Origin of the sequence: Streptomyces sp. NPDC051976 (genome assembly GCF_040680795.1) — a bacterium.
In the GTDB taxonomy this organism is placed as follows: domain Bacteria; phylum Actinomycetota; class Actinomycetes; order Streptomycetales; family Streptomycetaceae; genus Actinacidiphila.
On record NZ_JBFAXL010000007.1, the window covers coordinates 237912 to 263584 of the forward strand.

The window sequence follows — 25673 nt, forward strand, 5'->3', positions numbered from 1 at the left end:
CCCAAGGACACCATGCACGACCACGACACCTCCGGGCACCTCGCCTCGTACGCCGACGTCCTCGCCGGCGAACTCCCCGACACCTGGACCAGCACACACCTCCCGCCGGACGCCAAGGACGACCTCACCGAACTCGTCAACCGCATCTGGGACCTGGACCTGGTCGCCGCCTCCCTCGCCGAACACCCCCTCCAGCAGGCCGCCGTCCTCAGCCGCCCCGACGGCGCCCAACTGGTCCTTGTGGACCGGCACGACGAACGCGACGGCTACCTCATCGCCGCCATCGCCCCGCCGGCCCTGCCCGACGAGGCGTACCGCGCCGTCCCCGAGCCCAACGGCATCGCCCTGGCGGACGACCCGTTCCTTGGCGCCGAGCAAGTCGCCAGCGACCTGCTCGCCCGCTACGACAGCGCCCTCGCCCAGGTCCGCCACAACGCCCTGGGCGGCATCCAGCCCTCCCAGCCGGACCGGGTGGTCCTGACCTGGCAGCCGGACGGCAGCATCGCCACCGCCCCCGCCGACGACCGCCCCAGCGCGGTCCTCACCTCCCACGGCTTCGTCCAGGACCCGGGCAGCGGCATCTACCACCTTCGTGGTGACGAGACCCAGGCCCAGGCCCGCGCCCTGCGCGCGATCGGCCCGCGCCTCGACACGCTCGGCATCGGCACCGCTCTGCAGCATCCCGCAGGCCGGAACGCGCCTGGCACCGTGCCGCCCGTCCCGGCCGGTCCCCGTACTCCCGCCACCCGGTCTCGGTGAAGCAGACGGAGCACGATTCCTGGGCGCTGGAGTGCGTCACCCTCACTCCGCCGTTGAACCGGGAGACAACCACATGGCCAATCTGGCCGACGAGTACGGCACGGACGTCGAGATCTATATCAAGGCCCTGACGACGACCATCCACGCCGACACCCCGACCGGTGCCCCCGGCCAGCTCCACGACCTGCTGGAACGCCTCGGCCTGGAGCGCCACTCCTACCCCGCGGACGCGCCGCTCTACATCTGGCACACCGTGCCCGAGCACCTCGACGCCGAAGAGCAGAGGCGGCCGGCAACCCACGCCATCCCCACGCTGCTGGTGGCCGGCTACGAGGTCAACTGCACGCCTGACGTCTTCGATGAACTCGCCTACCAGCAGGCCGTGCAGGACCTGCGCAGCCGAGCGCGCCGCCCTGCCGCGCGGCAACCGGCACCGTCCAGTTCCCCCTCACCTCCGTCCCCGGCCCGCCGCACGCCATAGGCACCCGCGTGGCCCTGGCACCGCGCCAGGGCCACCCGCCTCACCACCCGAAACCCGGAGAAACCCGTAGCAACCCGCATACCCCCACCGATCAGCAACCGGCTCAAACCCCGACTCGCCACGGCCCTCTTCCGCCGCTACCTGCACGCCGCCATTCCGACCGGCCCCGACCGCATCTCCCCGCCGGCCGGTGCCCTCCCGGAGGCCGTCCTGCCCGAGACACAGCCCGTCGGACAGCGCCACCGCCCCTGACCGTCCACCGACCCGGAGGAGCATGTCCCACCCCGCCCCCTACCCGGTGAGGCTGGCCGACGAGATCACCCGCCAGCTCGGCCAGCTCTCCGACCACGTCTCTCAGCTTCCCCCGCCGCAGGCCGCACAGGTCATCGCCCGCGTGCTCGACCCCGACACCGGAGTCCTCGGAGCCGTCACCCATCTCCTCGCCACCGGCAGCGTGTTCGCCAAGGACCAGGCAGAGCGCGGCGTGCTCCCGGCGGAGGTGTGGCTCGCCCTGGGCCGCGCCTGCAACGAACTCGGCGACATCACCCTCGACCTGGACGAACACAAAGACGCCCTCCAACGCGTCGGAGCCCAGCCCGCCGCTACGGCGGTAGAGCCCCCGGCACCCGCACCGCTCGTGATACGGCGCCGCCGGTGAAGAAGACGCAGTGGCAGGGCTGGGGGCCCGGCGAGCAGGCCGAGCAGCACTACCTCGTCCAGCCGCGCGCCCTGGCCGGCGGCGGTGACGTCCGGCACGTCTCGGAGTTCCTGCGCGCCTCCGGCTGGCGGGACAAGTCCAAGGCGGGCGGCCCCCTGCACATGGAGAGCCCGGACCGCACCGTCCGCATCGCCTACGACCCCTACGCCCTGCCCGGCGGATGGACCATTCACAGCCGGGCAGGCGGGGCGATCAGCGAGTGGTCGGCGCATCTGGGCCGGCAAACGCCGGTGGAGATCGTCGCCGGTCTGACCGACGCTCTCACCCGCCCCCGGACCGCCCACGCCCCCAACGTCTGGGCCCCGCTGCAGGAGCAGAACTGGCACACGCGCTTCGAGGGCCCAGACTGCCTGGCGACGAGCCCCGACGGCACCGCGTGGATGCAGTACCGGCACAGTCCTGACGGGGCTGCGATGTGGTGGACCGGAGCGCAGGACAACGGCAACGGTTGGACAGCCAGTTTCACGCCGACCACCCCGATCCACCTGGTGCAAGCCTTCTCCGCCGAACTCGCCAGCCCGGACCCCGTGATGCGCCCACGCGGACGCGTCCCAGCCAGCGCCCGGATCCGTACCTGGTCGGTGTCCGTGATGCCCTCTCAGCTCAGGGCATGGCAGCAGGCCCGCATCACGGCCGCCCGCGCCGCCGCCTGGGCACGCAACAGCGCCCAAAGCGCCCGGCCCCGCGCCAACGCCCGCCCCTACACCCCGGCCGGCCGCGCACGCACCCGCCGCTGACCGCGAGCAATGCGCGCCCAAGCCCGCTCCGCACGCCCCAGCCGAAGAACCCCGTGACCGCCCCGGCCCACGCCAGCACCGCGCAGCGGGCCGCTCGCCGCTGAACGACAGGATCCCTCCCATCTCCCGACACCACCGCGCACACCGCAGCTTCCTGCGCCACCTCGATCACTACGTGCGGGACAGCCAGAAGATCCTCGACGCCTGGGACGCCTACTCCGACGAGCACACCGACCTCGACGGCTGGCCCCACGACGACCACACCTACGGCCTGCGCAAGAGCCAGCGCGACGCCGACACTGCCCAAGCGTTCGAGACCCTCCGCTACGGCGCCCGGCACCTGCTGGCCACGGCCCAGGCACAGCTCACCCGGCTGCCGGAGAACACCGTCCAGAGCCGCTGGGCCTACCAACTCGGCGTCCTGCACACAGCCCTCGACCGGCTCGACGAACTACACGAGCAATGGCTGCTCACCCGCGACGCCCTCCCCGCCACCGCCGAGCCCGGCACCGCCGACTTCGACGACGCCCTCGCCGAACACCACGCCGAATCGTGGAGCTACCTCGACGACTGGGCCACCCACGGCAAAGCGCTCCGAGAAATCAACACCGCAACCCGCAAGGCCGCCCCCTCACAGCCGGTCCCCACACCGGCCCTCGCATCCGCCCAGCGAACCGCGACACGCAAGTGACCACACGCGCCGCCCACCCACAGCCGCAGCCGCTGGCCCTCACCTCCCCGCCCGGAAGCACATAGCCCTTGCCCCCCTCCTCCTCCCGCAGCGACACCGACGGATACGAACTCGTCCTGCGCCTCCTGCTCGGCATGCTCGCCGTCGTCATCCCCATGGCCAACCTGGCCTGGCTGTCTGGCAACATCACCGCCTACCTCACCGGCACCCACTGGGCCCCCTACCAGCCGACCAAGGCCCTGCTCCACCCCGGGCAGGTCTGGCCCACCGCAGGAGCCACGTCCCTGCTGATCGGCGCCCGCATCGTCCCCGTTGTCCTGTTCCTCGCCCTCGGGGCGGCGGCGGGCGCCCTCTGGGCCCGGCACAAGCACCTAAACGGCGACCGGAAGAAGAAGATCACCGGCATGGCCAAGGCCCGGGACATCGAGCCGCTGATGGCCAAGGCGATCACCGACAAAGCCCGCTCCCTGCGCCCCAGCCTGAAGGACACCAAGCACATCGACGCGAAGGACACCGGCATCCTTCTCGGCAACCTGCAGGGCAGCCGCCACGAAGTACGCATGGGGTTCGAGGACGTCGCCGTCGCGATCATGGCACCCCGCTCCGGCAAGACCACCTCGCTCGCCATCCCCTCCATGCTCGGCGCACCCGGCCCGGTCCTGCTGACGTCGAACAAGGCCGCCGGCGACGCCTTCACCACCGTCTACGAGGCAAGGGCCCGGGCGGGGACGGTGTGGACCATGGACCCGCAGCAGATCGCGCACGCCGCACGCGAGATGTGGTGGAACCCCCTCGCGTCCGCGAAAACCCTGGACGGGGCGAACCGGCTCGCCGGACACTTCCTCGCCGCCTCGGTGGACGCCTCCCAGCAGGGCGACTTCTGGTCGAAGGCCGGCAGCAACGTCCTGTCCCAACTGCTGCTGGCCGCAGCGCTCGACGAGCGCCCGATCACCGACATCATGCAGTGGCTCGCCTTCCCCGCCGACCGCACACCGCTCGACATCCTGCGCGACCACAGCTTCGCCGCCGTCGCCGCTCAGCTCAAGGGCACCGTGGAGGGGCCGCCCGAGACCCGGGACGGCATCTACGAGACCGCCCGGCAGTACGCCGCCGCGCTGCTGAACGCGGAGATCTCCGCATGGGTGACCCCGCAGAAGGACATCCCGGAATTCCGGCCCGCCGACTTCGTCACCTCCACGGACACGCTGTTCCTGCTCAGCAAGGACGGCGGAGGCGGAGCCTCGGCGCTGATCGCCGCGTGCGCGGACTCGGTAATGCGGGCCGCCACCGCCCAGGCCGAACGCGCCGGCGGGCGGCTCGACCCGCCGATGCTGGCGATCCTCGACGAGGCCGCCAACGTGTGCAAGATCAGCGACCTGCCCGATCTGTACTCCCACCTCGGCAGCCGCGGAATCATCCCGATCACCATCCTCCAGTCCTACCGCCAGGGCCAGAAGGTGTGGGGAGACGCAGGCATGGACGCCATGTGGAGCGCTTCCACCGTCAAGGTCATCGGCAGCGGCATCGACGACCCCGACTTCGCCGACAAGCTGTCCCGCCTGATCGGTGACCACGACGTAGAGACCACGTCCACGTCGCACTCGGAATCCGGCAAGAGCACGTCGGTGTCGATGCGGCAGGAAAGGATCCTGCCCGCCGACGCGATCCGCGCCCTCCCCAAGGGGACCGCGCTCTGCTTCGCCACCGGCATGCGCGCCGCCATGCTCGACCTTCGGCCGTGGTACCGGGAGTCCAGCGCGGAGGAACTGTCCGCGGCGTCCGCCCGCGCATCGCAGGCGATCACCGCCCGCGCCGTCGCCAAGCACACGCCAACGCAGGCCGACTTCGGGAAGGCCGTGTGAGCACCACCCCGCTGCATCTGGTGCCGGTCCGCTCACGCCAGGCGAAGGAGCTCGTGCGGACCTGGCACCACCACCGCCCGCCGCCCGCCGGGCAAATCTTCGCCGTCAGCGCCGCCGACGAGAACGGCATCTTACGCGCCGTCGCCATCGTGGGCCGGCCGATGGCCCGCCACCTCGACTACGGCACCACCCTCGAAGTCACCCGGACCGCTGCCGACGGCATCCGCAACGCCAACTCGCTGCGCTACGAGGCATCATGGCGCGCGGCGAAGCCCTCGGATACCGGCGCCTGATCACCTTCACCACGGCAGGCGGAAGCGGTGCTTCCCTGCGCGGCGCGGGCTGGCACCTGCTCGCCAACCACCCACCCCGGGCCGGATTGAGCCATTGGTGGACGAGGAGTAACAACTCAAGGTCGAGCATCGCATCTCTCGACTCCTCTCAGAGCGCGCCAAGTTGATGGGCGCATACGCGCCAGCTCAGCTTGAGGTGCAGCACACTGACACCACACAGCTTGACCTCGAAGTCGCTGGGATGCTCGCGTCGTTCAAGGCACGCAAGGCGCTCAGGCCAGAGGTGGAGGAGAGCACTGGCCCCGAGTTTGCTGCCTAGTCGTTGTCGTGCCGGTGGGCCCACTGCCTTCGGTCGTCCAGCCACAGAGCAATGCCACCCACGATGCCCAGCAGCAGCACCGCTCCACCTGCTACGCACATGATCAGCTCAACCCACTGGTGGCCGCTGAGATGGCGCAGCCAGCCGAAAGGGATAGCCAACACAGCAGTCGTGGCCAGAGTGCCGAGCACAGCGATGCCGACGCCCTCAACCCACCGTTCCATCCGAGACATGGCCCCACCCCCTCAGCTCAAGGTAGCGGAGCGTGGCCCCACAGACGGCGGGAACAACCGGACCTCGCCCACCCTCCCCGGATCGGTTGTTCTCGTCCCAACTCCCCCGCGCTACGGGATGCATAGGTATCCGACGCGTATGCACAGGCGCGAGGGATCACACAAACAACACCGTGCGGACCGTCTGCAGAAGGAAGAATTTCGCTACTCAATGAGAACGGATGAAACCGAAGAGTGAGCACTCGATGTGCTGTGTTATCCGAATATCCACGTTACGTGATCGCCGCTGATGGCCAGGTGATCGGGCGCAAAGGTAAGCCTCTTGCCTTGCAGATCGAGAACGGGTATCACCGCGCCACCCTCTTCGGCGTTGACGGACGACGCACTTGACCACCACAGCAGCCTGCGGATCCACCTCGACGGCGCTGGCCAGCCCCTGGCCGCTGCCCGAACAGCACTGGAAGTGCAGCAGCCCGCCGCTGTCGCGAGCGCGCCCGTCCCGGCTCCACGCCATGCCACGCCACGCCCTGACGGTTCGGCGGTGACCATGATGACACCGCTCGATGAGGGTCTCCTGTTCGACGTCGCGGCCCCGCCGACTCCGGTCGAAAGGCTGCTGCTACTCGCCGACCAGTACGTTCAGCACAACGACATGCTCGACCGGCTCCTGAGGGCCGGGGCGCCGCCGTCCGAGCGAGGCGCCCACGTCGCCTCGGCCCAGCAACTCGCCGCCGCGACCGCACTGCCCTCAAAGCGGTCACCGACGAACGCCTCTTCCACAGTCACGACCTGTCGGACGCAGTGGTCCGCCTCCGACAGCTCGCCTTCCTCAGCGCCGCCTCCGCCGATCAGCAGCTCCCCGTGGCGCGCACTCTGACCGCCTTGGCACCTGAAACGGCGATGGGCTGCACGGACACCCTCACCCACGAGATCCGACGCCGCCGGTGGACTGCATGCGACGGTCCGGGCCAACCCCTGACCGCCGCACACCACACCGCCCTGTGGGAAATCGCCTGCGGAAACGTCGTGGCCACCAGCTCCCTGGGACGGCAGTACGTCCACTACCGCGACGAGCGCGTACTCATCGGCACGCTGCGGGCGCTGGAGGCGAAAGGGCTCACGGAACGCGTTCCGCAATCCGCGCCCTCCGCCTACGTCGGCGGGCCGCTCCAAGACCGAGTCCGACTCACCCCTGCCGGCACCACCGCCCTGGCCACCGCCATCAGCAGCCCTCCCGCCCGCAAGACGCCCGGCACGACACCCGCACTGGCACCCACCCCTGCGAAGACGGCCACACGCAGCCGTTGACTGACTTACCGGAGCCACACCAGCCCATGACCTCGCACAGCCCCGCAGAACACGCTGAGCAAATCCGTGCCCTGGCGCGCGACTTCGAAGCCCTTCACGTACGCGTCCGTGACGTCTCCTACACCCCGGGCGCCGACGCGCTGCAGCAGATCAGCCCGCTCCTGCTCAAGGCACAGGACCTCACGGCCACCGCCCTCGTCCGCCTGCGCGCGCTTAATTCCAGCGCGTACACCAGTGTTCCCGGCAGCCGCGCCAGCCTGGAATGCCTGGCCTCGGTCGTCCTCGCCGCCTCCCTCGCCGGCAACGACCTCGCCAGCGCGCTGTCCGCCAATCCCTACGACGGGGCACCGCCCCCCGGCTACCCGGCAGACGACGCCGCGGTGCGTACCGCTCGGCACGCTGAAGCCATCCCGCGGATGAGCGGCCACCTGGCGGACGCCGCGCACCAGCTCGACCTGAGCGCGACCGGTTGCCACTAGGTCGCCAGCGGTATCACCCGCGACCTCGCCGTCACACAACAGGCACCGGCCTCCGCGCGGCCTGCGACTGGGCCAGCCCCGACCAGCGCCCGGCCGGCCATCAGCCCGAGCCCCAACGCCCCACGCGCATCGCCCCGTTGACCGTGCCCCTCGCCTCTTGCCTTGCCGCTAGATCCCGGGCTTCCCGTCCGTCCCCGCGGGCCCGCTGCCGCCCCTCCCGGCTCCGCCCGCCGCGATCGCGACCACGCCCAGCGACATCGCCCTCCTCCGCGACCTCGCCCAGTCCGCTGCGGCCTCGACGTGTTCACTCCCGCCGGACTCGATGCGCGCCGCGCCGAAGCCCGCCAACCCGGCCAGATCGCACGGGCCGGTGCCACTCCATAACCCGCCACCGGCCGGATCCCCCGGCCACTGGCGCGACGTGCGATGTCGGGCACCAGCCCTCCCGTTTCCCTACACCCAGGACGAACCATTTCAGATCAGCCCCGATTCCGCGCGCTCTCTCTCGGCGCGGGAGTTCAATCCAGCACCCTCCTCGCCCTGTCAGCCGAGGGAATTCTCCCCAAGGTCGACTACGCGATTTTCGCCGACACCGGATGGGAGCCAAAGGCGGTATACGCCCACCTTGACCGCCTGGAAGAGGAGATAGCCGAACCGGCGGGAATACCTGTACTCCGGGTATCGGCCGGGAATATCCGCCACGACGCACTGAACCCGGATCACCGGTTCGCGTCCATGACGCTCCACATTCTCAACCAGGACGGTCGGCCTGGGATGACGCGGCGGCAGTGCACCGGAGAATACAAGATGAAACCGATCAAGCACAAAGTGCGCGAACTGCCCGGCTACCCCTACCCCACACGCATCCCCAAGGGGGTTTTCGTCGAGCAGCGGGTGGGAATCTCGACCGATGAATTCCACCGCGCGAAGGACGCGGACGTTAAGTACATGCGCAACCGGCACCCCCTTCTGGACAGGTCCTGGAGCAGGGCCGACTGCGTGCGCTACCTGGCCTCGCTCGGTCTCGCCGATACGCCGAAGTCGAGTTGCCTGGGGTGCCCGTTCCACGGGAATGCGCAGTGGAGGCATATCCGGGACACCTCTCCGTCCGAGTGGGCGGACGTGGTCGAATTCGACGCGGCCATCCGGCAGGGCAATGCTCGTGCAAATGCGTCGGGCAACCCACTGCTCGGTGAGGCGTTCCTGCACCGCTCCCGCGTGCCGCTGAGCCAGGCGCCGATTGACCACGTCACCGCCGCCGAACGGACTGCCCTGCGGCTGAGCGCGGACGAGTCCGACGTTCTGGAGCACGGTGCCGAGGACGGCTGCTCTCCCTGGGCATGCCGCGGCGACGCCGACGCGCTGACGCAGGACGACTTCGGGCTGGCCACGTGATCCTCGACCTCTTCGCGGGGCCGGGCGGCTGGAGCAGGGCACTACAGCTCCTCGGCGTGCGTGACGTCGGGCTGGAATGGGACCAGTGGGCGTGCCAAACCCGCGCCGCTGCGGGACAGTTGACCATCCGGACCGATGTGGCGATGTATCCGACCTGGCCGCTCGTCGGCCGTACCCGCGGTGTGATCGCCTCGCCGCCGTGTCAGGCGTGGAGCATGGCCGGCAAGCGCCTGGGCCTGCTCGACCAGCCGCTGGTGCACGCGGCGGTCGAGGACCTGGCCGCCGGGCGCGACACCCGCGGACGTCTCCTGGCAGCCTGTCGTGACGAGCGCTCCCTGCTCGCCGCCGAGCCGATGCGCTACCTCTACGCACTGAACGCGGCCGGCGAGCCCGACTGGGTCGCCATGGAGGAAGTGCCGGACGTCCTGCCCCTGTGGGCGCAGTACGCGGCCGTCCTGCGCGGGTGGGGGTTCTCCGTCTGGTACGGGATCCTCAACGCGGCCGACTACGGCGTCCCGCAGACCCGGAAGCGAGCGATCCTCCTGGCCTCCCGTATCAGGACGGCGCAGCCGCCCACGCCCACGCACTCCCAACTCGCCGAGCCCGAGTCGCTGTTCGGTCCCGGCCGCGCCCGCTGGGTCAGCATGGCCGAAGCCCTGGGATGGGGAGCGACCGACCGCCCCGTCCCCACCGTCTGCGCGGGTGGCGGGCCCGGCGGCGGACCCGAGCCGTTCCCGTCGGGCTCCCGCAAGACGCTGTCCGACGCCCGGGCGCGCGGCACCTGGACGCCCCGGCCGGGCGGGGTGGTCCTGCAGTCCCGCCGCGAAGCCGCGGGGCGGGCAGCCCAGGACGGCACCCGCGAGAACCGTGCCGCCGACGCTGCGGCAGCGACGTTCCCCGCCGAGGCCCACCGCTGGTCGTGGTCGCTGCGCAGCAACAACCAGGCCAACGCCACCGTCCGTCCCGTGTCCGAGCCGGCCAGCACGCTGTTCTTCGGGCACCGTGCGAATGAGTGCACCTGGGTCGCCGTACCCACCGCACCTTCGGCCAAGGACGCCGACGCGTCGGCCGTTCCGGAGCCGATGCCGATCCGGATCACCGCCCGCGAGGCCAGCCTCCTGCAGACCTTCCCGGCCGACTACCCCTGGGCCGGCAACAAGGGCCAGCAGTTCTCCCAGATCGGCAACGCGGTGCCCCCGTTGCTTGCCGGCCACCTCCTCGCCCCGCACCTCGGCCTCGGCCTCGACCCCGACGACTTCACCCTCGCCGCCTGATGCCCCCCGAACCCGACGAAGACGACCCCGACGCGATTACACCTCCCCAGCCGGTGTTCTACGTCGAGCAGGCCCTCCTCGGCGCCCTCCTCCTCGACCCGCACCGAATGGACGACGTGAGCGGTATCGCCGCCGACTCCTTCTCCACGGCCGCGCACGCCGCCCTCTACGGCGCGATCGCCACCCTGCCGCGGCCCGACCCCGCCGAGCACGCGAAGAACACGCGGTGGCTCGACCGCGTACTCGCCGCGGCCCGGGAGCAGGCTCGCGGGCTGACCGCCTCCTACCTGCACACCCTCGTCCAGGTCTGCCCCTGGCCCAGCCACGCCGCCGCTTATGCCCGGATGGTCGAGGCGGAGCACGCGCGCCGCCGCCTGCAGACGGCCGCCGAACGACTCATCGATACCGTCCACGACGTCTCCCTCCCGCACCCCGTCCAGGCAGTGCTCACCGAGGCTGATGCGCTCGCCACGGTCGTGGACGACATCGCCCACGGCTTCCCGCCCCGCGCAGGCGTGCTGCCCCGCACCACGGCCCCGCCGCCGCCCGCCGCACCCAACCCCGCAGAGGTCGTCGAGGAGGAGCAGATCCTTCTCGCCACCGCCACGGCCTACCCCTGCGACATCGACTCCGTCCGGTGGCTGCTCCCCGACGACCTCGCCCTGCCGCTGCACGCCGGCCTGTGGCAGTGCCTGACGGCCCTGGCCCGCCGCAACGAGCCCGTCGACCCCGTCACGGTCTTGTGGGAGGCCCAGCAGCGCGGCCTGCTGGACGAAGGAGGCGAACCGGGCGAGGTCCTGCGCATGCTGGCCGAACCCGCCGGCTCCGTCGAGCACTGGGGTGAGCGTGCCCTGCAGCGCTCCCTCCTGGCCACAGCAGAGCACACCGCCCAGCGCATAAAGGCGTACACCGGCGACCTGGCGAACACCCCGTTCCAGCTCGTCGCCGGCGCACGCCGCGCCCTCGCCGACATCTCCGCCGTCCGCACCCGCTGGCAGCACGCCACCGGAGCCACCCCGCCACAGCGGCGGCCCGCGCCGCCCACCACTCGCGCCGGGCCGCCGACCACCACGGTCGCGCACGCCGCCCGACCCACACGGGCAACCTGATAGTCCCGAACATCCCGGTGGCCGCCGGACCGGAAGGCCCGGCCACCGGCAGAACAGATGAGACCCCCACGTGACTCCCGCCATCGACGCCCACGTCCGCCTCGACACCCACCCCACCCACCCGAGCGCCGTCCAGGCCATCGTGACCGGAACACAGGCGCACAACGCCCTCGTGGCTCTGGAGGCTGCCGACTGGAGCGTCGCCGCCACCAACGTCCTGGTCTTGGCCCGCATCGATCACGAGGAGCCCTACTGGGCCGACGACGCAGCAAGGCGACTTACCGCCCAGGGCATTACCGTCGAGATCACCCCTCGACTACAGGAGGCCATCGACGAGGAGTGGACCTGGGCGAACTACCCGATGCCGTGGTGCACCCGCAGCGAAATCCGCGAGATCTCTGACCAGGCGCAGAAGATCCACGACGACATCCGCCACGGCCACCTCCTCATCCACGCCCACGCCCACGACGGCCACACCACTGTCGCGGTCGGCACGTACCTCCACCGGGGCGGCAAGTCCGTCTACCTCCACGGTGAGGACCACCTGCGTCAGGTCGCCGACACCTTCGACTCACCCGCGCAAGCACTTGTGGCCTTCGAAGGTGTCCACGCGGCCGAGATGCGCCCAGGTCCGGCTCCCCTGACCGACACCGAAAGCGACGCCAACGCGGCACGCTCCGTCTTCGACGTCACCACGGCCAAGCCACAGCCCTCCCTCCCGGAGCCGGAATCCGTCCCCGTCTACCTGGCCGACGCCGGCGACCACGACGCGCTCCTCGACACCTTCCTCGACACGCACAGCGACTTCGAGAAATGGCGGACCTGGTCGGATGACACGACCCACGCCATCCACGAATCGCAGACCCTGCGCATCGAACGCGTCCACGAACCCACCGCCCACGAGACCGCCTGGACGGTGGCCGCCTACGAGACACCCGTCTCCGACCGCCTGTGGGTCCTCACCGCGACCAGCACCACCCCCGCCCCAGTGCTACAGGATCTCCTGATCCACCTCGCCGACGGCGATGGATGGGACACGGTCATCGGCGCCCCGGTGGACGAGAAGACGGCCACCGCAGCCACTCAGCCGCTCACAGAGGCCGGGTGGAAGCACACCTTGAGCGGGCACGGGATCTGCTGGACGTCCCCCGACGGGGAGGCAGGCGTGGAGTTCGACCCACTGACCGCGCAGCACCCCCAGAACCCAGCCACATGGACCATCTGGGCCGGCACCGGTCCGGACCGCCCCACCTGGGCCATCACCGCATCCCCACACACCCCGAGTTCGCTGCTGGCGAGCCTCTCCGAAGCCCTCGCCCGAGAGACCGGCACGCCCCGGGTCCAGCCACCTGGCAAGCCCCGGACCCGAATCACCGCCAAGGCCCCGACGATCGCCGCCGACCATCCCGCCAGCCGTTCACGCTGACCATCGGCCCGCACGAGCGGGGCAACATAGAGCGGGATCGCCGGTTGGCCAAACCGGCAATCCCACGGACCATAGATTGTCCACTGCCACCCCTGCCCGGGCTTCGAAAGGAAGCGCCCACGACCGCAGTCACGACTCGCAGCGCACCCCGCCAGGTGACGTGCAGCGATATACGTTCACGCCGCCGCGTAGCTTGCCCGGAACAGCTCCTGCGCCCGCTCCACGTCCCTCAGCGTACGGAGCTGGACCTCCAGGTCACCCGTCCCGTGGTGACCGAGACCGGACACGTCCCGGGTAAAGCCCGGAACGGGGTCGACGTCCCTAGGGTTGACCTTCAGGTAGACCAGCAGCTTGCTCCGCTGCGGAGGGCACAGGCAGGCAAAGTTCCGCAGCCGCTGATACGCCCGGTAGGTCTTACGCTCCACGCGGTTCACGCCGTCCCCGAGCCCGAGCAGTACCGCGTCGACCGCGCCCGCCAACTCCGTCATCTCTGCGCCGTGAACGTCGGCCGCTGCCTGGGCAACTGACTGGCGCCGTGCCCGGCGAGCCATCTGCATGCCGCCGCTCACCGAGGCCACGGTCTCAAGTCCGAGCAGGTCGCTGCCGAAGAGCCGGTACCGAACCAAGTCGATCGAGCGCCGGTGCTCGCGCACGGCGTGCACGTCGTAGCGAGTGAAGTCGCCCGCGATACAGATCAGGCGCGGGCCGCTCCACAGGACCTGGGACGCGGCCGTCACCCCGAGCCGGTCACGGACCAGGTGATCGAACTCGGCCCGGTGGTCCATCAGCCAGGCCAAGTAGAACAGACCCTGGTTGATCACACCGGCGTCCATGCCGCGCTTGTACTCCACGATGACGGGCGATCCGTTCTCGTCCAGCCCGAGCGAGTCGATCCTGCCCCCGTGCACCGGCCCGGTGCTGTACTCGCTCGCCAGGAACCGGACGCCCAGCAGCGTCTCCATGTGCTCCTCGACGAGACCCTGCACATCGGCCTCGACCTCAGCAAGACGCGGCATGACCTCAGTCATGCCGCTATTCGTCGTGTCCGTGCGGAACAGTTTCAAGTCGATCACCCCCGTTTCGCGTAGGGGATCAACAACGTCGAGCGGGTCAAGAATTGTTTCCGCAACGGCCATCATGCCTGTTAATTAAGAACGTGTGCCGGGTGGTTCGGTTGCCGGACGTTGGAGCGCCGCAGATGGACGCAGCACGGGAGCTGCGAAGAGGCACGAGAAGGCCCAAGGCAGCGCGGCACCCACGGAGTGCAGAGCTCCCACCGAATCGCTGACCTGCGACTACCCCCTCTTGATCTTCATCAGCGTTCCAACCACGGTCGTCAGCACCCAGAAGATCGAACTTCTGGTGCTCCTGACCGACATCACCCCCGACACCCAACTGGGCGCTCAACGAATGGCCGTCCTACCCGTGGGTGACAGCCCGACTGCCATCCTTCCCGGAGAAGCCGTAGGTCTCTCCAAACGCCAACAAGTACGCCATCTACAGCCTCGTCGCCGATGGCGCTCCGCTCCCCGGCACCCGTCCTCGTAGGACCGCGACGACTGGTCGAAACTGTGCGGGGACCCCGTACAGAGCAAGGACGTCTGACCTCGGCGTCTACTCAGGTTGAGTCCACCTGCTGATCGACTGCCGCTTCGTAGAATGCATCCGCGAGAGCGACAATGATCGCGTTAATTGCCGGCCCGTCGGTGAAGAAGTAGTCAGCCATCGTGTTGTGGGCGTCCTGGTTGTCGGCGACTGCCTCCGTGACGGCGGCTTGGAAGTCCTGTGACTCCAGGAACTGCTTCTTAGAGTTCACCTTGGTTTGCTGGACCAGGTTCGGGTTGGCGAGCAGTCGCTGCACGAGGCCCTGTACGAACTCCCTGATCTGGGAGACAGCGAACGTTTCGGCGCCGAAGAGGTCGTTCATCTTGTCTATGACGACCTGAAGCGCGACGTACTTCGGATCCTTCTTCTCACCCGTACCGGCAGCACTGATGCCCTTCAGTTGTCCATCGCCCACGAGTGAGATGTCGACCGCGATCGCTTTGTTGTGCTTGACCCCGACTAGCACCACGTCGGAGAGGTCCACGTCGGCTGACCAAGCGGACTCGGCAATCACCTTCCCCAGCAGGCGCAGGAAAATCGAGAGCATCTCCATGTAGGGATCGCCGTAGTCAACGATCTGGGACATGAAGTCGTAGAGCCGTACGTAGGTGGAGATGTCCTTTCGGAAAAGGTCGAGCTCTTGAAGCTTTACCTTGTCTTCCTCCTCGATCGCGCGCGCATAGCGGCGCCGGAAATCGTGCTGCGCCGGGCTGATCGCCGCCGAGAGAGCGTTGTTGCCCCTCCTCGTCACCCACAGTTCGGCGACCTTGCGGACATCGTCCTCGGTGTAGATCCCGGCCTGGGCGAGCTTGTTGGCCAGGTGGACAACGACATACGGGTCAGTCTCGGTCTCCAGAGTCGCGTTCTTGAAGTACGGCTCGAAGGCCGTCTTGATGTCCTCTGGCTTGTTGGCAAAGTCGATGACGAAGGTCTTGCGCTTCTGCTCCCCACCGGCGGTGCGGTGGGTACGGTTGAGCCGCGAGAGCGTCTGCACTGCAGTAACGCCCGACAGCTTCTTGTCCACGTACATCGCCGAGAGTAAGGGCTGGTCGAAGCCCGTCTGGAATTTGTTGGCGACCAGCATGATCTTGTAAGCGTCACCTTTGAACGCGGCCGCCAGATCAGCCCCCGCGCCGGGGTTCATATTGGCCTCAGTGAACTCATCGTCCTTCGATGGTTGCCGGCCCCAGTCGCTGTGCCAGGTCTCATCCTCGGGCATCGTTACCCCGCCCGAAAAGGCGACCAGGGTACGGTAGTTGTACGAGGCGTCCTCGGCGCGGCGCTTGGCGATGTAGGCATCTATCCCCAGCTTGTACTTCACAGCCGACTTGCGCGAGTCGGTCACCACCATCGCCTTCGCCTTACCCTCGAGGAGGTAGGCGACGTTGGCGTGGAAGTGCTCGACGATGATCTGCACCTTCTGGCTGACGTTCGTCGGGTGAAGCTGAACCCACCTCATCAGTCCCTTGCGGGCGGCGGCCTCCTCGACCTCTCCCCCCTCACCCCTCTCAGCCTTGCCAGCAATCTTCAACGCGGTGTCGTAGGACTGATAGCCCTTGAGCACGTCGAGGATGTAGCCCTCCTCGATCGCCTGCTTCATCGAGTACAGGTGGAACTCGCACGGCTTCCCGTCGAGCCCCTTGCGGCCGAACAGCTCAAGGGTCTTGTTCTTCGGCGTCGCGGTGAACGCGAAGTACGAAATGTTCTCCGATTCGGCCCGCTCGGTCATCTCCGAGGCCAGCACCGACTCCACATCGACATCCCCGCCCTCCTCGATCTCCTTGAGCTCTTCGGCCGTCAGTACCTGCTTCAGCTTCGAGGAGATCTGCCCCGACTGGGAGGAGTGAGCCTCATCAGCGATAACGGCGAATCGCTTGCCCTTGAGGCCAGCGTCGGTCCGAATCTCTTCCAGCGCATGCGGGAAGGTCTGCACCGTCACCGCGATGATGAGCTCGCCGTTTTTCAACGCCTGCGCCAGTAGGCCCGACTTCGACTTCGCGCCGGCCTTGCGGACGTCCTCGGGGCTGATCGTCGCGACAATCTTCTTGTTCCCGTCGATCTGCCGAATCGCCTCCTGCAGCTGGGAGTCGAGCACGGTACGGTCCACGACCACGATGACGGAGTCGAAGACCTTCTTGTCGTCAGCATCATGCAGTCGAGCCAGCCCGTGGGCAGTCCAAGCGATGGTGTTCGTCTTTCCTGACCCGGCCGAGTGCTCGATCAAGTACCGGTGCCCTACGCCCTCCTCCTTCACTGCGGCGACGATGCTCGTCACGGCCTCCCACTGGTGGAACCGCGGGAAGAGCATGCTCGTACGTCGCACCGAGGTGCCGGTGGTGACGTCCCACTCCTCCTTGGTCTGCACGATCATCAGCCGCCCGATGACGTTCAGCCAAGCGTGCTTCTCCCATACGCGTTCCCATAGGTACGCCGTCGCCGACCCGTCGTCCGCGCCAGGCGGGTTGCCGGCACCACTGTCGAAGCCGATGTTGAAGGGAAGGAAGTGGGTCTTGTCCCCCTCCAGCTTTGTGGTCATGGCTGCTAGGTCGTTGGAGACCGCGAAATGCACCAGCGCCCGGTGACCGAACGACAGCAGCGGCTCCGGGCGCCCGTTCGTCAGCGGGTTGCGGTCGTGCTTGTACTGGTTGATCGCCTCGTCTATCGACTGGGTGAAGTCGGTCTTCAGCTCCACCGTGCCCACCGGGAGACCGTTGACGAAGAACACCAGATCAACGGTGCGCTGGTCGGCAGTCGAGAAGTGCACTTGCCGCACCACCCGCACCCGCATCGACTCGTAATGCGACACGGTGGTCGCATTGAGAGAGGTTTCGGGACGGAACTGCGCCATCTTCAACCGGCCGCCACCGATGTACTGAACCCCGTTGCGCAGGATGTTCAGCGTCCCGCCGCCGTGCTCAAGCGGCTTGTCCAGTGCCGCAGTCAGGACGTCAAGGAACTTCGCCTGCGACCCCGCCGCCTTCAGCGCCTTCTCATACGCCGTCTTCTGCGTCATCGCCAGCCACGCGAAAAGATCCGCCGGGAACAGCGCCCGCTCGCGGTCGTACTCGCCAGCGTCGTGGTCGTTCACCGAGTACAGCCAGCCGCGTGCCTCGAGGTACTCGCAGATCTCCTTCTCGAAGACCGCCTCGTTGTGGTCGGCCATCACGCCGCCTTCCGTACGTCGACCTGCCCCGTGACAGCCTCCGTGATCAGTGCCGATCGGCGTTCGCGAGCAAGCTCGATGAACCGCTCTGATTCTGCGATGAGCACATCGATCTTCGCAGTCCGCTCATCGAGGGATGAAGCGATGCTTCGCTGATCGTCGATTGGCGCGAGTGGCACCCGAAGTCCCCTGATGTCATCGAGCGCCAACTGCATCTTTGCCCCGCCGGCAGCCCCCTCGTTGAGCTGATCCTGGCCGTTGGTCGTCAGCATGAACCACCCAATGAACCTGGGGTCCACATTCTGTGACTCCAAGCGACACAAAGCCACGTGCTGACTGACGTACGCACCGACCCAGTCGCCCCCAACTACGGCGACAGATCCCAAATAGGCGGTGATGGAGAAGAGTAGGTCTCCTGCCTCCAGCATCGTTCGCGAGCCTTCAGTCACATCCGCTGGAAGGTCGACGAACTGGACGTCACCTCGAAGATCGAGGTTGCCTCGCGGCAAGTTTCCGATGCGGACGAAGCGCTCGCCCTGGTCTGCGTAGTAGTCGCCCCACCCGCGGGAGCCACTTGTTAGGAACTGGGTGAACCGGCGCAATTGCACGTGAGGCCCAGCGAGGGTCGAGAAGGCCATATCGATGAGCGCTTGACGCCGCTCCCGGAGCAACTCCACCAGCCGCTGTTGCTCCTCGATAAGCATGTCGATGCGGGCCGTCTCGCGATCGAGGTAGTCGGCGATCGCGCGTTGCTCGTCAGAGGGAGGTACCAACCAGGGAGCGGATGCAAGTTCTTCGCGGTTGACCTTCGGCATCTTCACGCGCAGCGAAGTGACTGACGCGAACGAGTTGAAGGGTCTTGCAAGCATGTAGTAAAGAGCGTATCTCGGCACTACAGGCAAACGGAACGACACGGCATACATGTCCGCGCTGCACAGGCAGTCTTCGACCGCGATAGTGACCTTGTTGAGCGCCGGGCGAATCTTCGAGTACAGAATCTGCCCTGCACGGGCAACGTACTTGCCAGAGTCCGCTCCCTGCTCAGAGGCCGTTTCTCGCCCAAGAATCCGTCCCGTGTCACGCTCGATGTGGTTCGGAGCGACGAGGACCGTTGATGCCCAAGGCTCGTCGCGCGGGTCGACCTGCCCCCCGTTAACCGACGCTTCGTACCCGAACCGGCTGACCCGCCAATGGGAGGGCACGGCCCCAAGCCAGGGCGAGGCCGATTCGACGAGTTCGTAACCTCTCACTTCTCGACCTCCCGCAACAGGTCGAGGATCTTGGCGACCTGCTTCTCCAGGTCTGCATCAATCTCGGCAAGTGGACGAGGCGGAACATATTTGTAGAAGTGCCGTGTGAAGGGGATCTCGTACCCCGTCTTAGTCTTGGCCCAGTCGATCCAGGCGTCGGGAACGTGCGGCTTCACCTCAGCGTCGAAGTACGCCTCGATGACTTCGCGCTCCGTCGCCGCGCCGGGGGTCGAGCCGCCGTAGGTGAAGGGCACGTTCTCGATGTCACGCTTCTTCGTATCGGGCTTCGGGTCACCCTTGCGGTTGACGACAGGATTCCCGCCCTCGTCCAGCAGAGGGCACTCCACCGTGACCGTCCAGTAGCCAAACTCGTCGTTACGCAGCACTTTGGAGAGCTCGGGATCGGCGTCCTCGAAGTCGGCGTACAGCCGCACGACCTTGGCACGGTCGGCGTCGCTGATCACACGTCCCTTGGCACCGAGATTCTTGCGCATCTTGGTCCAGAACGACGTGCCGTCGATCAGCTGTACCTTGCCCCGGCGGTCGGGGTGTTTGGTGTTGTCCAGGATCCAGATGTAGGTGGCGATGCTGGTGTTGAAGAACATGTTAGTCGGCAGGGCGACGATCGCCTCGACGAGGTCGTTCTCCAGCAGCCGCCGGCGGATATTGGAAGGGCCGGATTCGGCGGCACCGTTGAAAAGCGGAGAGCCGTTCATGACGATGCCGACGCGGCCGCCACCATCCTCAGGTGTGCGCATCTTGTGGGCCAGGTGGAGCAGGAAGAGCATCTGCCCGTCGGATGTCGCGGGGAGGCCCGGTGCGAAGCGGCCGTAGGGGCCAGCGGAGTCTCGCTCCTTTTGGACCGCCTTGGCGTACTGCTTCCAGTCCACACCATAGGGCGGGTTGGACATGCAGTAGTCGAACTGGCGGCCTCTGAAAGCGTCGTCGGTGAGCGTGTTACCGAAGGCGATGTTGGTCGCGTCGTGGCCCTTGGCGAGCAGGTCGGACTTGCAGATGGCGTACGACTGCGGGTTGTACTCCTGGCCGTACAGGCTCAGCTTCGCATCGGGGTTCCCAGCAAGCAGGTGCTCTTCTGCCAGTGAGAGCATGCCACCAGTTCCGGCGGTGGGGTCGTACAACGACCGGATGATGCCGCCCTCAGTGAGGTCGACGTCCTTCTCCGCGAAAAGCAGGTCGACCAGCAGCCGGATCGCGTCGCGCGGCGTGTAGTGGTCGCCGGAGGTCTCGTTCGCTGCCTCGTTGAACTTGCGGATGATGTACTCGAAGGCGTCGCCCATATCGGAGTTCGACACCGCATCAGGGTGGAGGTCGACCTTGCCGAAGGACTTGACGATCTCGCGCAGGAGCCCGGCCTTCTCCAGAGCAAGGATCTCCTTCTTGAAGTCGAAGTACTCGAACACGTCCACGTCACCGGAGAACCGGTCGATGTAGTCGGCCAGGTTGTCCGCCAGCCCATCGGCATCAGCCAGCAGATTCGCGAACTCGTAGTTGGAGGTGTTGTAGAACGTTCGCCCCGTGACCTTCTTGACCTCGACCTTGAGCCGGTTCGGGTTCTCGTACTGCGCAGCCAGCTGTCGCACCATCGCGCGATCAGGCTCGAGGATGCAGTCGAGTCGTCTCAGGATCGTGAACGGGAGGATCACGGTCCCGTACTGGTTGGGGCGGTAAGGGCCCCGAAGCTGGTCAGCGATTGACCAGATGAAGCTACCGAGCGTGCTCACAAGTTCCTCACGAGAATCGTCTAGCAGTGACGATCACTTTGCCAGAGCCGACAGCGACCGTCCCACGCTTCGGCCACTCGCGGGGGTGAAACCCAGCACCGGCAGCACATCCACGTCCCAGCACGGCACGGATGACCAGGGATGACGACAGGTGACGAGGCGTTCGGCAGCAGTCTTGAGCGGCAGGCACCGCCCCACGCCCGCCGGTCACACCATTCCGAACATCCGCCCCCCACCGATCAGACCGCCAGCGATGTTCCTAACACAGCTGGTCCGGTCCGGACTGAGGGGACTCCCAGTTCACGCAGAAGATCCTTTGCTGCCTCGGCTTGCCGCCACGGCTTGGCGGCGCGCTCGTCCTGCCACGTTGGCAGGAAGCTCCTCGATGTGTAGCTGCCTGCTCCCGCCCATCGCCCCGTTCCCCGAGGCCATGCGGCTCTTCCTCACACGTTGTCATACCCCGGTGCCACAATGTTCTGAGCGTGAGGGGTGCCCTGGTGAGAGGCTCCATGACGTGTAACCGCCTCAACGCTGTGGAAAATGAGGTTTGGACGCAAGGGGGCCGAATGAATCCGCCGGTGCTGGCTTTCAACTTCCTTCCGGTCCGTTTTTCGGCGGACGACTTCAAGGGTGGACTGATCGAATTCGAGTCGCCCGAGCAACTCGCTGACATCCGAGCCAAGCTTGGCAACAGCCACGTAGTCGCCAAGACGCGAACAGGTATCGCCTGCATTCCAGTGCAGGCCCACAGCGATGCATACGGCACGCCTACAACGTTCCGGACACGCGATCACCGGTCTCTCACCATGCGTCTCGTCCAGGAGGCGTTGCTCCGGTCGGTGCTCGGATGGGGTTACAAGGTTCGTCGGCTCAGCCCACCGGTATTCGTGTCGCGCCTGACGGGCAGGGACCTGCTTGAGCCTTCAATCCGTGGCAGACATCAGGAGTCCCTCGGAAGGCTCCACGTCTATCCGGAATACCGGCTGGACAGCAGGAGCATCGGTCCCTCCAACCGCCCTGGTGTGATCGTTGGAGTGAAGAGCCGCTTCGAGATCGACATGACGGTGGACGAGTTGATCCGCCAGGGCCTTGACGTGCGCGGGCTCTACGTGCTGTGCGAGGACCCGGCGCGCACACCAGACCCACGCATGGACCATCACGCCGCCCGACAGGCGGTGGGTGCCGTCGACCACGTCGACGGCACCCACCTGGTCCTGCGCGATGCCCCCGGTGTGGCCCGCATCTCCGCCACCGACGCGTGGCTGGAGAGCCGACGGGAGACCTTCGACAACGTGGTCCGCGCCCTGGCCAGAGCCGACAGCGCCAGGATCCTCAAGGAACTGAACCAGAAATCGTTCGACCTCCTCGGGGCCTTCGGCCGCTATGACGACGCGATCAGAATCGCCGGTCGCTTGGAGCGACTCGGCCAGCTCCAGGTGGCCAGTGACCTGTCCGTGGCCATCGAGCCACCAGTCGGTTCGACCCGCGGCAAGAAGGTGAACGGGACGTACTTCCAGTCCCCGACGTTCCAGTTCGACCAGGCTGGCGACAAGACGAGCCGGTCCCCCGACCGCGGCCTGGACGAATACGGCCCATTCGACGTGGAATTCTTCGCGAAGAAGAAGCCCAGGATCGCCGTGATTACACCGCGCATACACAAAGGCGTCGTCGAAAACTTCCTGTTCAAGTTCCTCAACGGGATCCAAGGAGAAAGGACGTATGGCCTCGGCTTCATCCGCAAGTATCACCTTTCCGGCTGTGACCTCCTCCTGCACCCCTTCGACGGGGCCACCACCGATGCCAACGCCTACCGTGGGGCATGCCGGAAGGCACTGCTGACCGGGGAGATCGACTTGGCCATCGTCATCACCAGCGAGGACCAGGCTCATCTCGCGGGCGACAGTAGCCCATATCTCGTCGCCAAATCAGCCTTCATGGGACAGGGCGTCCCCGTCCAGGACGTCAGAATCGAAACGGTCCGACTGAGCAAGCTTGCATACCCCCTCAACAGCATCGCCCTGGCGTGCTACGCCAAGCTGGGCGGCATCCCCTTCGTGATTGCCGCACCACGCTCACTCACCCATGAACTGGTCATCGGCATCGGAAGCGCGCACGTCAAAGAGAGCCGGCTCACCGCGCCGGAACGTGTAGTGGGCATCACCACCGTGTTCAGCTCGGACGGCAACTACCTTCTCTCGAACACGTCCCGGGAGGCCGACTACGACGACTACCCGCGCGAACTCTTGCGCTCCCTGAAAGAATGCATCGATGCGATCAAGATCCGCAACGCCTGGCAGAAGGGCGACGAACTGCGGCTCGTCTTCCATGTGTTCAAGCCGCTCAAAGATGTTGAGGCGGCCGCGGTGAAGGAACTGGTCGAGGACCTCACTCGGAGTTACGCCAAGGTCGAGTTCGCCTTCGTGCACGTGAGCACCGACCACGACTGGGTCATGTTCGACCGGGCCAGCGCGGGAGTGGACCGGGGAGCTGGCGGCCGAGCCAAGGGCCACTACGTCCCGGAGCGTGGCCACGCCGTGCCCATCGGCCAGCGCGAGCTGCTCGTGGCCGTCAGCGGGCCCATGGATCTCAAGAGCGCACTGCACGGCGCCCCCAAACCTCTCCTGCTCAAACTCCACCGCCATTCGACCTTCACCGACATCGAATACCTGGGACGGCAAGCGTTCCGGTTCACAGCGATGTCTTGGCGGACAATGTACCCGTCACGCATCCCTGTGACGATCTTGTACTCGGACCTGATCGCTGAGCTGCTCGGACAGCTGCGCCACGTGCGGAACTGGAACGCCGATGCGGTGGCAACGAAGCTGCGCTCCAGCCGGTGGTTCCTGTGACCGAGACCGAAGAACCCGCAAGAACCGTGCACACCGGACCCCTACTCGCCGCGCAAACCGCCCGTCTGGAGGAATTCATCCGACGCGCGAACACGCCCGGCAATCTCGACGGCCTGCTCGCCCATCACATCCTCAGCCGACGACACCTCAGGTTCGACTGGGACGTCGACCCCATGACGCCAGCATGGCTCGCCGACAACCAGCACCGCTTCACCCACTCCCACGGCCTGGCCGTCCTCGGCTACGGCCTCGCCGGATTCCGTTCAACAACCGCCTCCCAGTCCGCCTCCCGGAAGCACCTGACCGATGGCCTGGCTGCCCTCATGCGGAAGAACCCCTTCCAGGACGACGGAGTCACCTTCGTAAACGACCCCAGACAGGTCATCGGACTCGCGCTCGCCGTCAACACGGTGCACGATGACACTCCGCAAGCACACACATGGCTGACCGAGGTGCTACAAGACCCAAGGCTGCGCCCTGCCAACATCCTCCTGAGCCTGTTCCAAGAGCACGCTCGGCGCATCCTCGGCACCGCAACCACCGTTGCGATGGACACCCACAGCGTCCGAGATCCGGCTGAAGTCGCCTGCATTCACTGGCTGACCGTCTCAGCCACAGACGCACGGCTCACGGACCAGGACAAGCTGCGGCGGCTGCAGTCCCGGCTGCTCAGCGACGTCCTCCTGACCGAGACCGCGCAGCCGGACGCGCCTCGGGCAGCACTGCTCCTCGAGGCGATCTCCCAGATAGTGACCGCCAGCATCGATGAAACACTCCTGAGCCGCACCCATGTAGGCGTTGTCCTGAGCCGTTTCGAGGCTGCGATGCGGCAATGGCGCTACGACGGTGACCACCTCGACAACCCCATCAAATGGCCCATCACCTCGGAACGCGAGATCCAGAACATCCTCTGGCTCATGCTCCGACCAGCGTTCGACGACCTCGTCGAGGAGGAAACCCTCCGGCGGCTCGGCCACAGCACCTACCGCGCGGATTTCGGTATCCCGTCGCTCTCTCTACTCATCGAGGTCAAGTACGCGCGCAAAGCTGCTGATTTCAAGACCTTCGAGAAGGAGATCTACGAAGACTACGTTGGCTACCTGTCCGGAGACTCGACCTACCGGCATATGACCGTATTCATATACGACGAGTCCTCATCGGTCCAGGAACACGAGACCACCCGCAGCGCTCTCCTGAAGCTTCCAAACATCACCGATGTGGTCATCGTCTCCCGACCCAGTCACATCCCAAAACCCGAACGAACACCGCGGCGGCACAGCAGAAATCAACCGGCCGACGACGGTCCCACTGGATGATTACCCGTCGAGGACAGCATCCACCGGAGCCCCCCAGGCGGGATCGCCTGGGGAGCTAGCCAATCCCCGCATACCGAGGCTCTCGAAGAATCGCGCACGACGCGAACCGTCCTCGCCCAGCTCCTCCTGTACGGCCAGCGCAAGGAGTGTGACGCCGTCAGCCTTGGCCTGTTGGGCTACATAGCGAACGAGTTGTGCCCCAACGCCTCGGCCGCGCCACACGTCCTGCACAGCCAGGCTGAAGATCCACGCCTGCTTGCCCGGATGCTCGAGCCGCTCCGATGCGCGGCCCAGGTCATACGACAGATCGAACTCAACAACCCCCACGACACTCTGCGCACAACAGGCGACGGCGACGGCCGGATACTCGGGGAGTGTGGTTTCTTCCCCACCGACTTCAGCAGCAGCAAGGATGTCCGTGACCGCCGGATAGTCATCGGCTGCCGCGGCGCGCACGGTGATCGAAACATGAGACATCTGTGCATTGTCACCTGTTGAATGCTGGGCAACACTGGCAACCGGCTCGCGACCCGGAACGCCTACTGGGAACGGCTTGCCGATGTAGACACGCAACCATGGCCCACGGCCAAGTGCCCAGCCTGCTGGAGCAGTTGGCTTCCACGTGATGTCCTACAGCGCCGTCCGTCACCAAGGCGTCCACCCT

At 66.9% G+C, this 25673-nt stretch carries 22 protein-coding genes; 16 read left to right on the forward strand and 6 right to left on the reverse strand.

The window, feature by feature from the left end; translation table 11 throughout:
- The first annotated feature begins 12 nt into the window (after window positions 1-12).
- The 7 genes from AB0M29_RS11155 (at window position 13) to AB0M29_RS11185 (ending at window position 5541) form a co-directional block, all read left to right on the forward strand.
- Window positions 13-759 carry a hypothetical protein gene (locus tag AB0M29_RS11155; protein ID WP_365381914.1) on the forward strand — a complete coding sequence of 249 codons (747 nt, stop codon included), beginning with the start codon at window positions 13-15 and terminating at the stop codon, window positions 757-759.
- 73 nt (window positions 760-832) lie between these two features.
- On the forward strand, window positions 833-1240 hold the full coding sequence (locus tag AB0M29_RS11160) for a hypothetical protein (RefSeq protein ID WP_365381915.1): 408 nt from the start codon (window positions 833-835) through the stop codon (window positions 1238-1240).
- 274 nt (window positions 1241-1514) lie between these two features.
- Window positions 1515-1898: a hypothetical protein gene (locus AB0M29_RS11165; protein WP_365381916.1), complete on the forward strand. Its 384-nt coding sequence runs from the start codon at window positions 1515-1517 to the stop codon at window positions 1896-1898.
- Window positions 1895-2695 (forward strand): DUF317 domain-containing protein, encoded by an 801-nt coding sequence (locus AB0M29_RS11170; protein WP_365381917.1) that lies wholly within the window; start codon window positions 1895-1897, stop codon window positions 2693-2695. Before AB0M29_RS11165 ends, AB0M29_RS11170 begins: the two co-directional genes overlap by 4 nt.
- Before the next feature lie 175 nt (window positions 2696-2870).
- Window positions 2871-3386, forward strand: a complete 516-nt coding sequence (locus AB0M29_RS11175) for a hypothetical protein (RefSeq protein WP_365381918.1) — start codon at window positions 2871-2873, stop codon at window positions 3384-3386.
- 68 nt (window positions 3387-3454) lie between these two features.
- Window positions 3455-5248, forward strand: a complete 1794-nt coding sequence (locus AB0M29_RS11180; RefSeq protein ID WP_365381919.1) for a TraM recognition domain-containing protein — start codon at window positions 3455-3457, stop codon at window positions 5246-5248.
- Window positions 5245-5541 carry an XF1762 family protein gene (locus tag AB0M29_RS11185; protein ID WP_365381920.1) on the forward strand — a complete coding sequence of 99 codons (297 nt, stop codon included), beginning with the start codon at window positions 5245-5247 and terminating at the stop codon, window positions 5539-5541. The genes AB0M29_RS11180 and AB0M29_RS11185 overlap by 4 nt, the downstream gene beginning before the upstream one ends.
- Before the next feature lie 315 nt (window positions 5542-5856).
- Here the strand turns inward: AB0M29_RS11185 and AB0M29_RS11190 are convergent, their stop codons facing one another.
- Complete coding sequence (locus AB0M29_RS11190) at window positions 5857-6021, reverse strand: hypothetical protein (RefSeq protein ID WP_365381921.1); 165 nt, start codon at window positions 6019-6021, stop codon at window positions 5857-5859.
- A 458-nt stretch (window positions 6022-6479) separates the two neighbouring features.
- Here AB0M29_RS11190 and AB0M29_RS11195 point away from each other — a divergent pair, with 458 nt between their 5' ends.
- From AB0M29_RS11195 to AB0M29_RS11225, 7 genes are all read left to right on the forward strand, one after another.
- Window positions 6480-6638 carry a hypothetical protein gene (locus AB0M29_RS11195; protein ID WP_365381922.1) on the forward strand — a complete coding sequence of 53 codons (159 nt, stop codon included), beginning with the start codon at window positions 6480-6482 and terminating at the stop codon, window positions 6636-6638.
- Between the two features lie 481 nt (window positions 6639-7119).
- Window positions 7120-7401, forward strand: a complete 282-nt coding sequence (locus AB0M29_RS11200) for a hypothetical protein (RefSeq protein WP_365381923.1) — start codon at window positions 7120-7122, stop codon at window positions 7399-7401.
- Window positions 7402-7427: 26 nt separating this feature from the next.
- On the forward strand, window positions 7428-7880 hold the full coding sequence (locus AB0M29_RS11205) for a hypothetical protein (protein ID WP_365381924.1): 453 nt from the start codon (window positions 7428-7430) through the stop codon (window positions 7878-7880).
- Between the two features lie 426 nt (window positions 7881-8306).
- A complete protein-coding gene (locus AB0M29_RS11210; RefSeq protein WP_365381925.1) occupies window positions 8307-9275 on the forward strand; it encodes a hypothetical protein in 969 nt (322 codons plus the stop codon).
- Entirely contained in the window at window positions 9272-10549 is a 1278-nt protein-coding gene (locus tag AB0M29_RS11215; protein WP_365381926.1) for a DNA cytosine methyltransferase, read from the forward strand. The genes AB0M29_RS11210 and AB0M29_RS11215 overlap by 4 nt, the downstream gene beginning before the upstream one ends.
- Window positions 10549-11658, forward strand: coding sequence for a DnaB-like helicase N-terminal domain-containing protein (locus AB0M29_RS11220; protein WP_365381927.1), 1110 nt, complete (start codon window positions 10549-10551; stop codon window positions 11656-11658). Before AB0M29_RS11215 ends, AB0M29_RS11220 begins: the two co-directional genes overlap by 1 nt.
- 70 nt (window positions 11659-11728) lie before the next feature.
- Entirely contained in the window at window positions 11729-13084 is a 1356-nt protein-coding gene (locus AB0M29_RS11225) for a DUF317 domain-containing protein (RefSeq protein WP_365381928.1), read from the forward strand.
- A 176-nt stretch (window positions 13085-13260) separates the two neighbouring features.
- Here AB0M29_RS11225 and AB0M29_RS11230 read toward each other — a convergent pair whose 3' ends face one another.
- The 4 genes from AB0M29_RS11230 to AB0M29_RS11245 all read right to left on the reverse strand — a co-directional run bounded on the left by AB0M29_RS11230 (window position 13261) and on the right by AB0M29_RS11245 (window position 20844).
- Entirely contained in the window at window positions 13261-14157 is an 897-nt protein-coding gene (locus tag AB0M29_RS11230; RefSeq protein WP_365381958.1) for a DUF5655 domain-containing protein, read from the reverse strand.
- A gap of 545 nt (window positions 14158-14702) precedes the next feature.
- Window positions 14703-17852 (reverse strand): DEAD/DEAH box helicase family protein, encoded by a 3150-nt coding sequence (locus AB0M29_RS11235; protein ID WP_365381929.1) that lies wholly within the window; start codon window positions 17850-17852, stop codon window positions 14703-14705.
- Window positions 17852-19102 (reverse strand): restriction endonuclease subunit S, encoded by a 1251-nt coding sequence (locus tag AB0M29_RS11240; protein ID WP_365381930.1) that lies wholly within the window; start codon window positions 19100-19102, stop codon window positions 17852-17854. Before AB0M29_RS11240 ends, AB0M29_RS11235 begins: the two co-directional genes overlap by 1 nt.
- Window positions 19099-20844: a class I SAM-dependent DNA methyltransferase gene (locus AB0M29_RS11245; RefSeq protein WP_365381931.1), complete on the reverse strand. Its 1746-nt coding sequence runs from the start codon at window positions 20842-20844 to the stop codon at window positions 19099-19101. The genes AB0M29_RS11240 and AB0M29_RS11245 overlap by 4 nt, the downstream gene beginning before the upstream one ends.
- A gap of 566 nt (window positions 20845-21410) precedes the next feature.
- Between AB0M29_RS11245 and AB0M29_RS11250 the strand changes: the two genes are divergently transcribed.
- Window positions 21411-23693, forward strand: coding sequence for a Piwi domain-containing protein (locus tag AB0M29_RS11250; protein WP_365381932.1), 2283 nt, complete (start codon window positions 21411-21413; stop codon window positions 23691-23693).
- Window positions 23690-25009, forward strand: a complete 1320-nt coding sequence (locus AB0M29_RS11255) for a hypothetical protein (RefSeq protein ID WP_365381933.1) — start codon at window positions 23690-23692, stop codon at window positions 25007-25009. The genes AB0M29_RS11250 and AB0M29_RS11255 overlap by 4 nt, the downstream gene beginning before the upstream one ends.
- Here the strand turns inward: AB0M29_RS11255 and AB0M29_RS11260 are convergent, their stop codons facing one another.
- On the reverse strand, window positions 25010-25486 hold the full coding sequence (locus tag AB0M29_RS11260) for a GNAT family N-acetyltransferase (RefSeq protein ID WP_365381934.1): 477 nt from the start codon (window positions 25484-25486) through the stop codon (window positions 25010-25012). It abuts the gene before it with no gap.
- Between the last annotated feature and the right edge of the window lie 187 nt (window positions 25487-25673).

What these genes read in the sequence shown, in the direction of transcription:
- AB0M29_RS11155 (WP_365381914.1), top strand. Translation starts at nt 13, where the DNA reads ATGCACGACCACGACACCTCCGGGCACCTCGCCTCGTACGCCGACGTC.
- AB0M29_RS11160 (WP_365381915.1), top strand. Translation starts at nt 833, where the DNA reads ATGGCCAATCTGGCCGACGAGTACGGCACGGACGTCGAGATCTATATC.
- AB0M29_RS11165 (WP_365381916.1), top strand. Translation starts at nt 1,515, where the DNA reads ATGTCCCACCCCGCCCCCTACCCGGTGAGGCTGGCCGACGAGATCACC.
- AB0M29_RS11205 (WP_365381924.1), top strand. Translation starts at nt 7,428, where the DNA reads ATGACCTCGCACAGCCCCGCAGAACACGCTGAGCAAATCCGTGCCCTG.
- AB0M29_RS11210 (WP_365381925.1), top strand. Translation starts at nt 8,307, where the DNA reads ATGTCGGGCACCAGCCCTCCCGTTTCCCTACACCCAGGACGAACCATT.
- AB0M29_RS11220 (WP_365381927.1), top strand. Translation starts at nt 10,549, where the DNA reads ATGCCCCCCGAACCCGACGAAGACGACCCCGACGCGATTACACCTCCC.
- AB0M29_RS11235 (WP_365381929.1), bottom strand. Translation starts at nt 17,852, where the DNA reads ATGGCCGACCACAACGAGGCGGTCTTCGAGAAGGAGATCTGCGAGTAC.
- AB0M29_RS11250 (WP_365381932.1), top strand. Translation starts at nt 21,411, where the DNA reads ATGAATCCGCCGGTGCTGGCTTTCAACTTCCTTCCGGTCCGTTTTTCG.
- AB0M29_RS11260 (WP_365381934.1), bottom strand. Translation starts at nt 25,486, where the DNA reads ATGTCTCATGTTTCGATCACCGTGCGCGCCGCGGCAGCCGATGACTAT.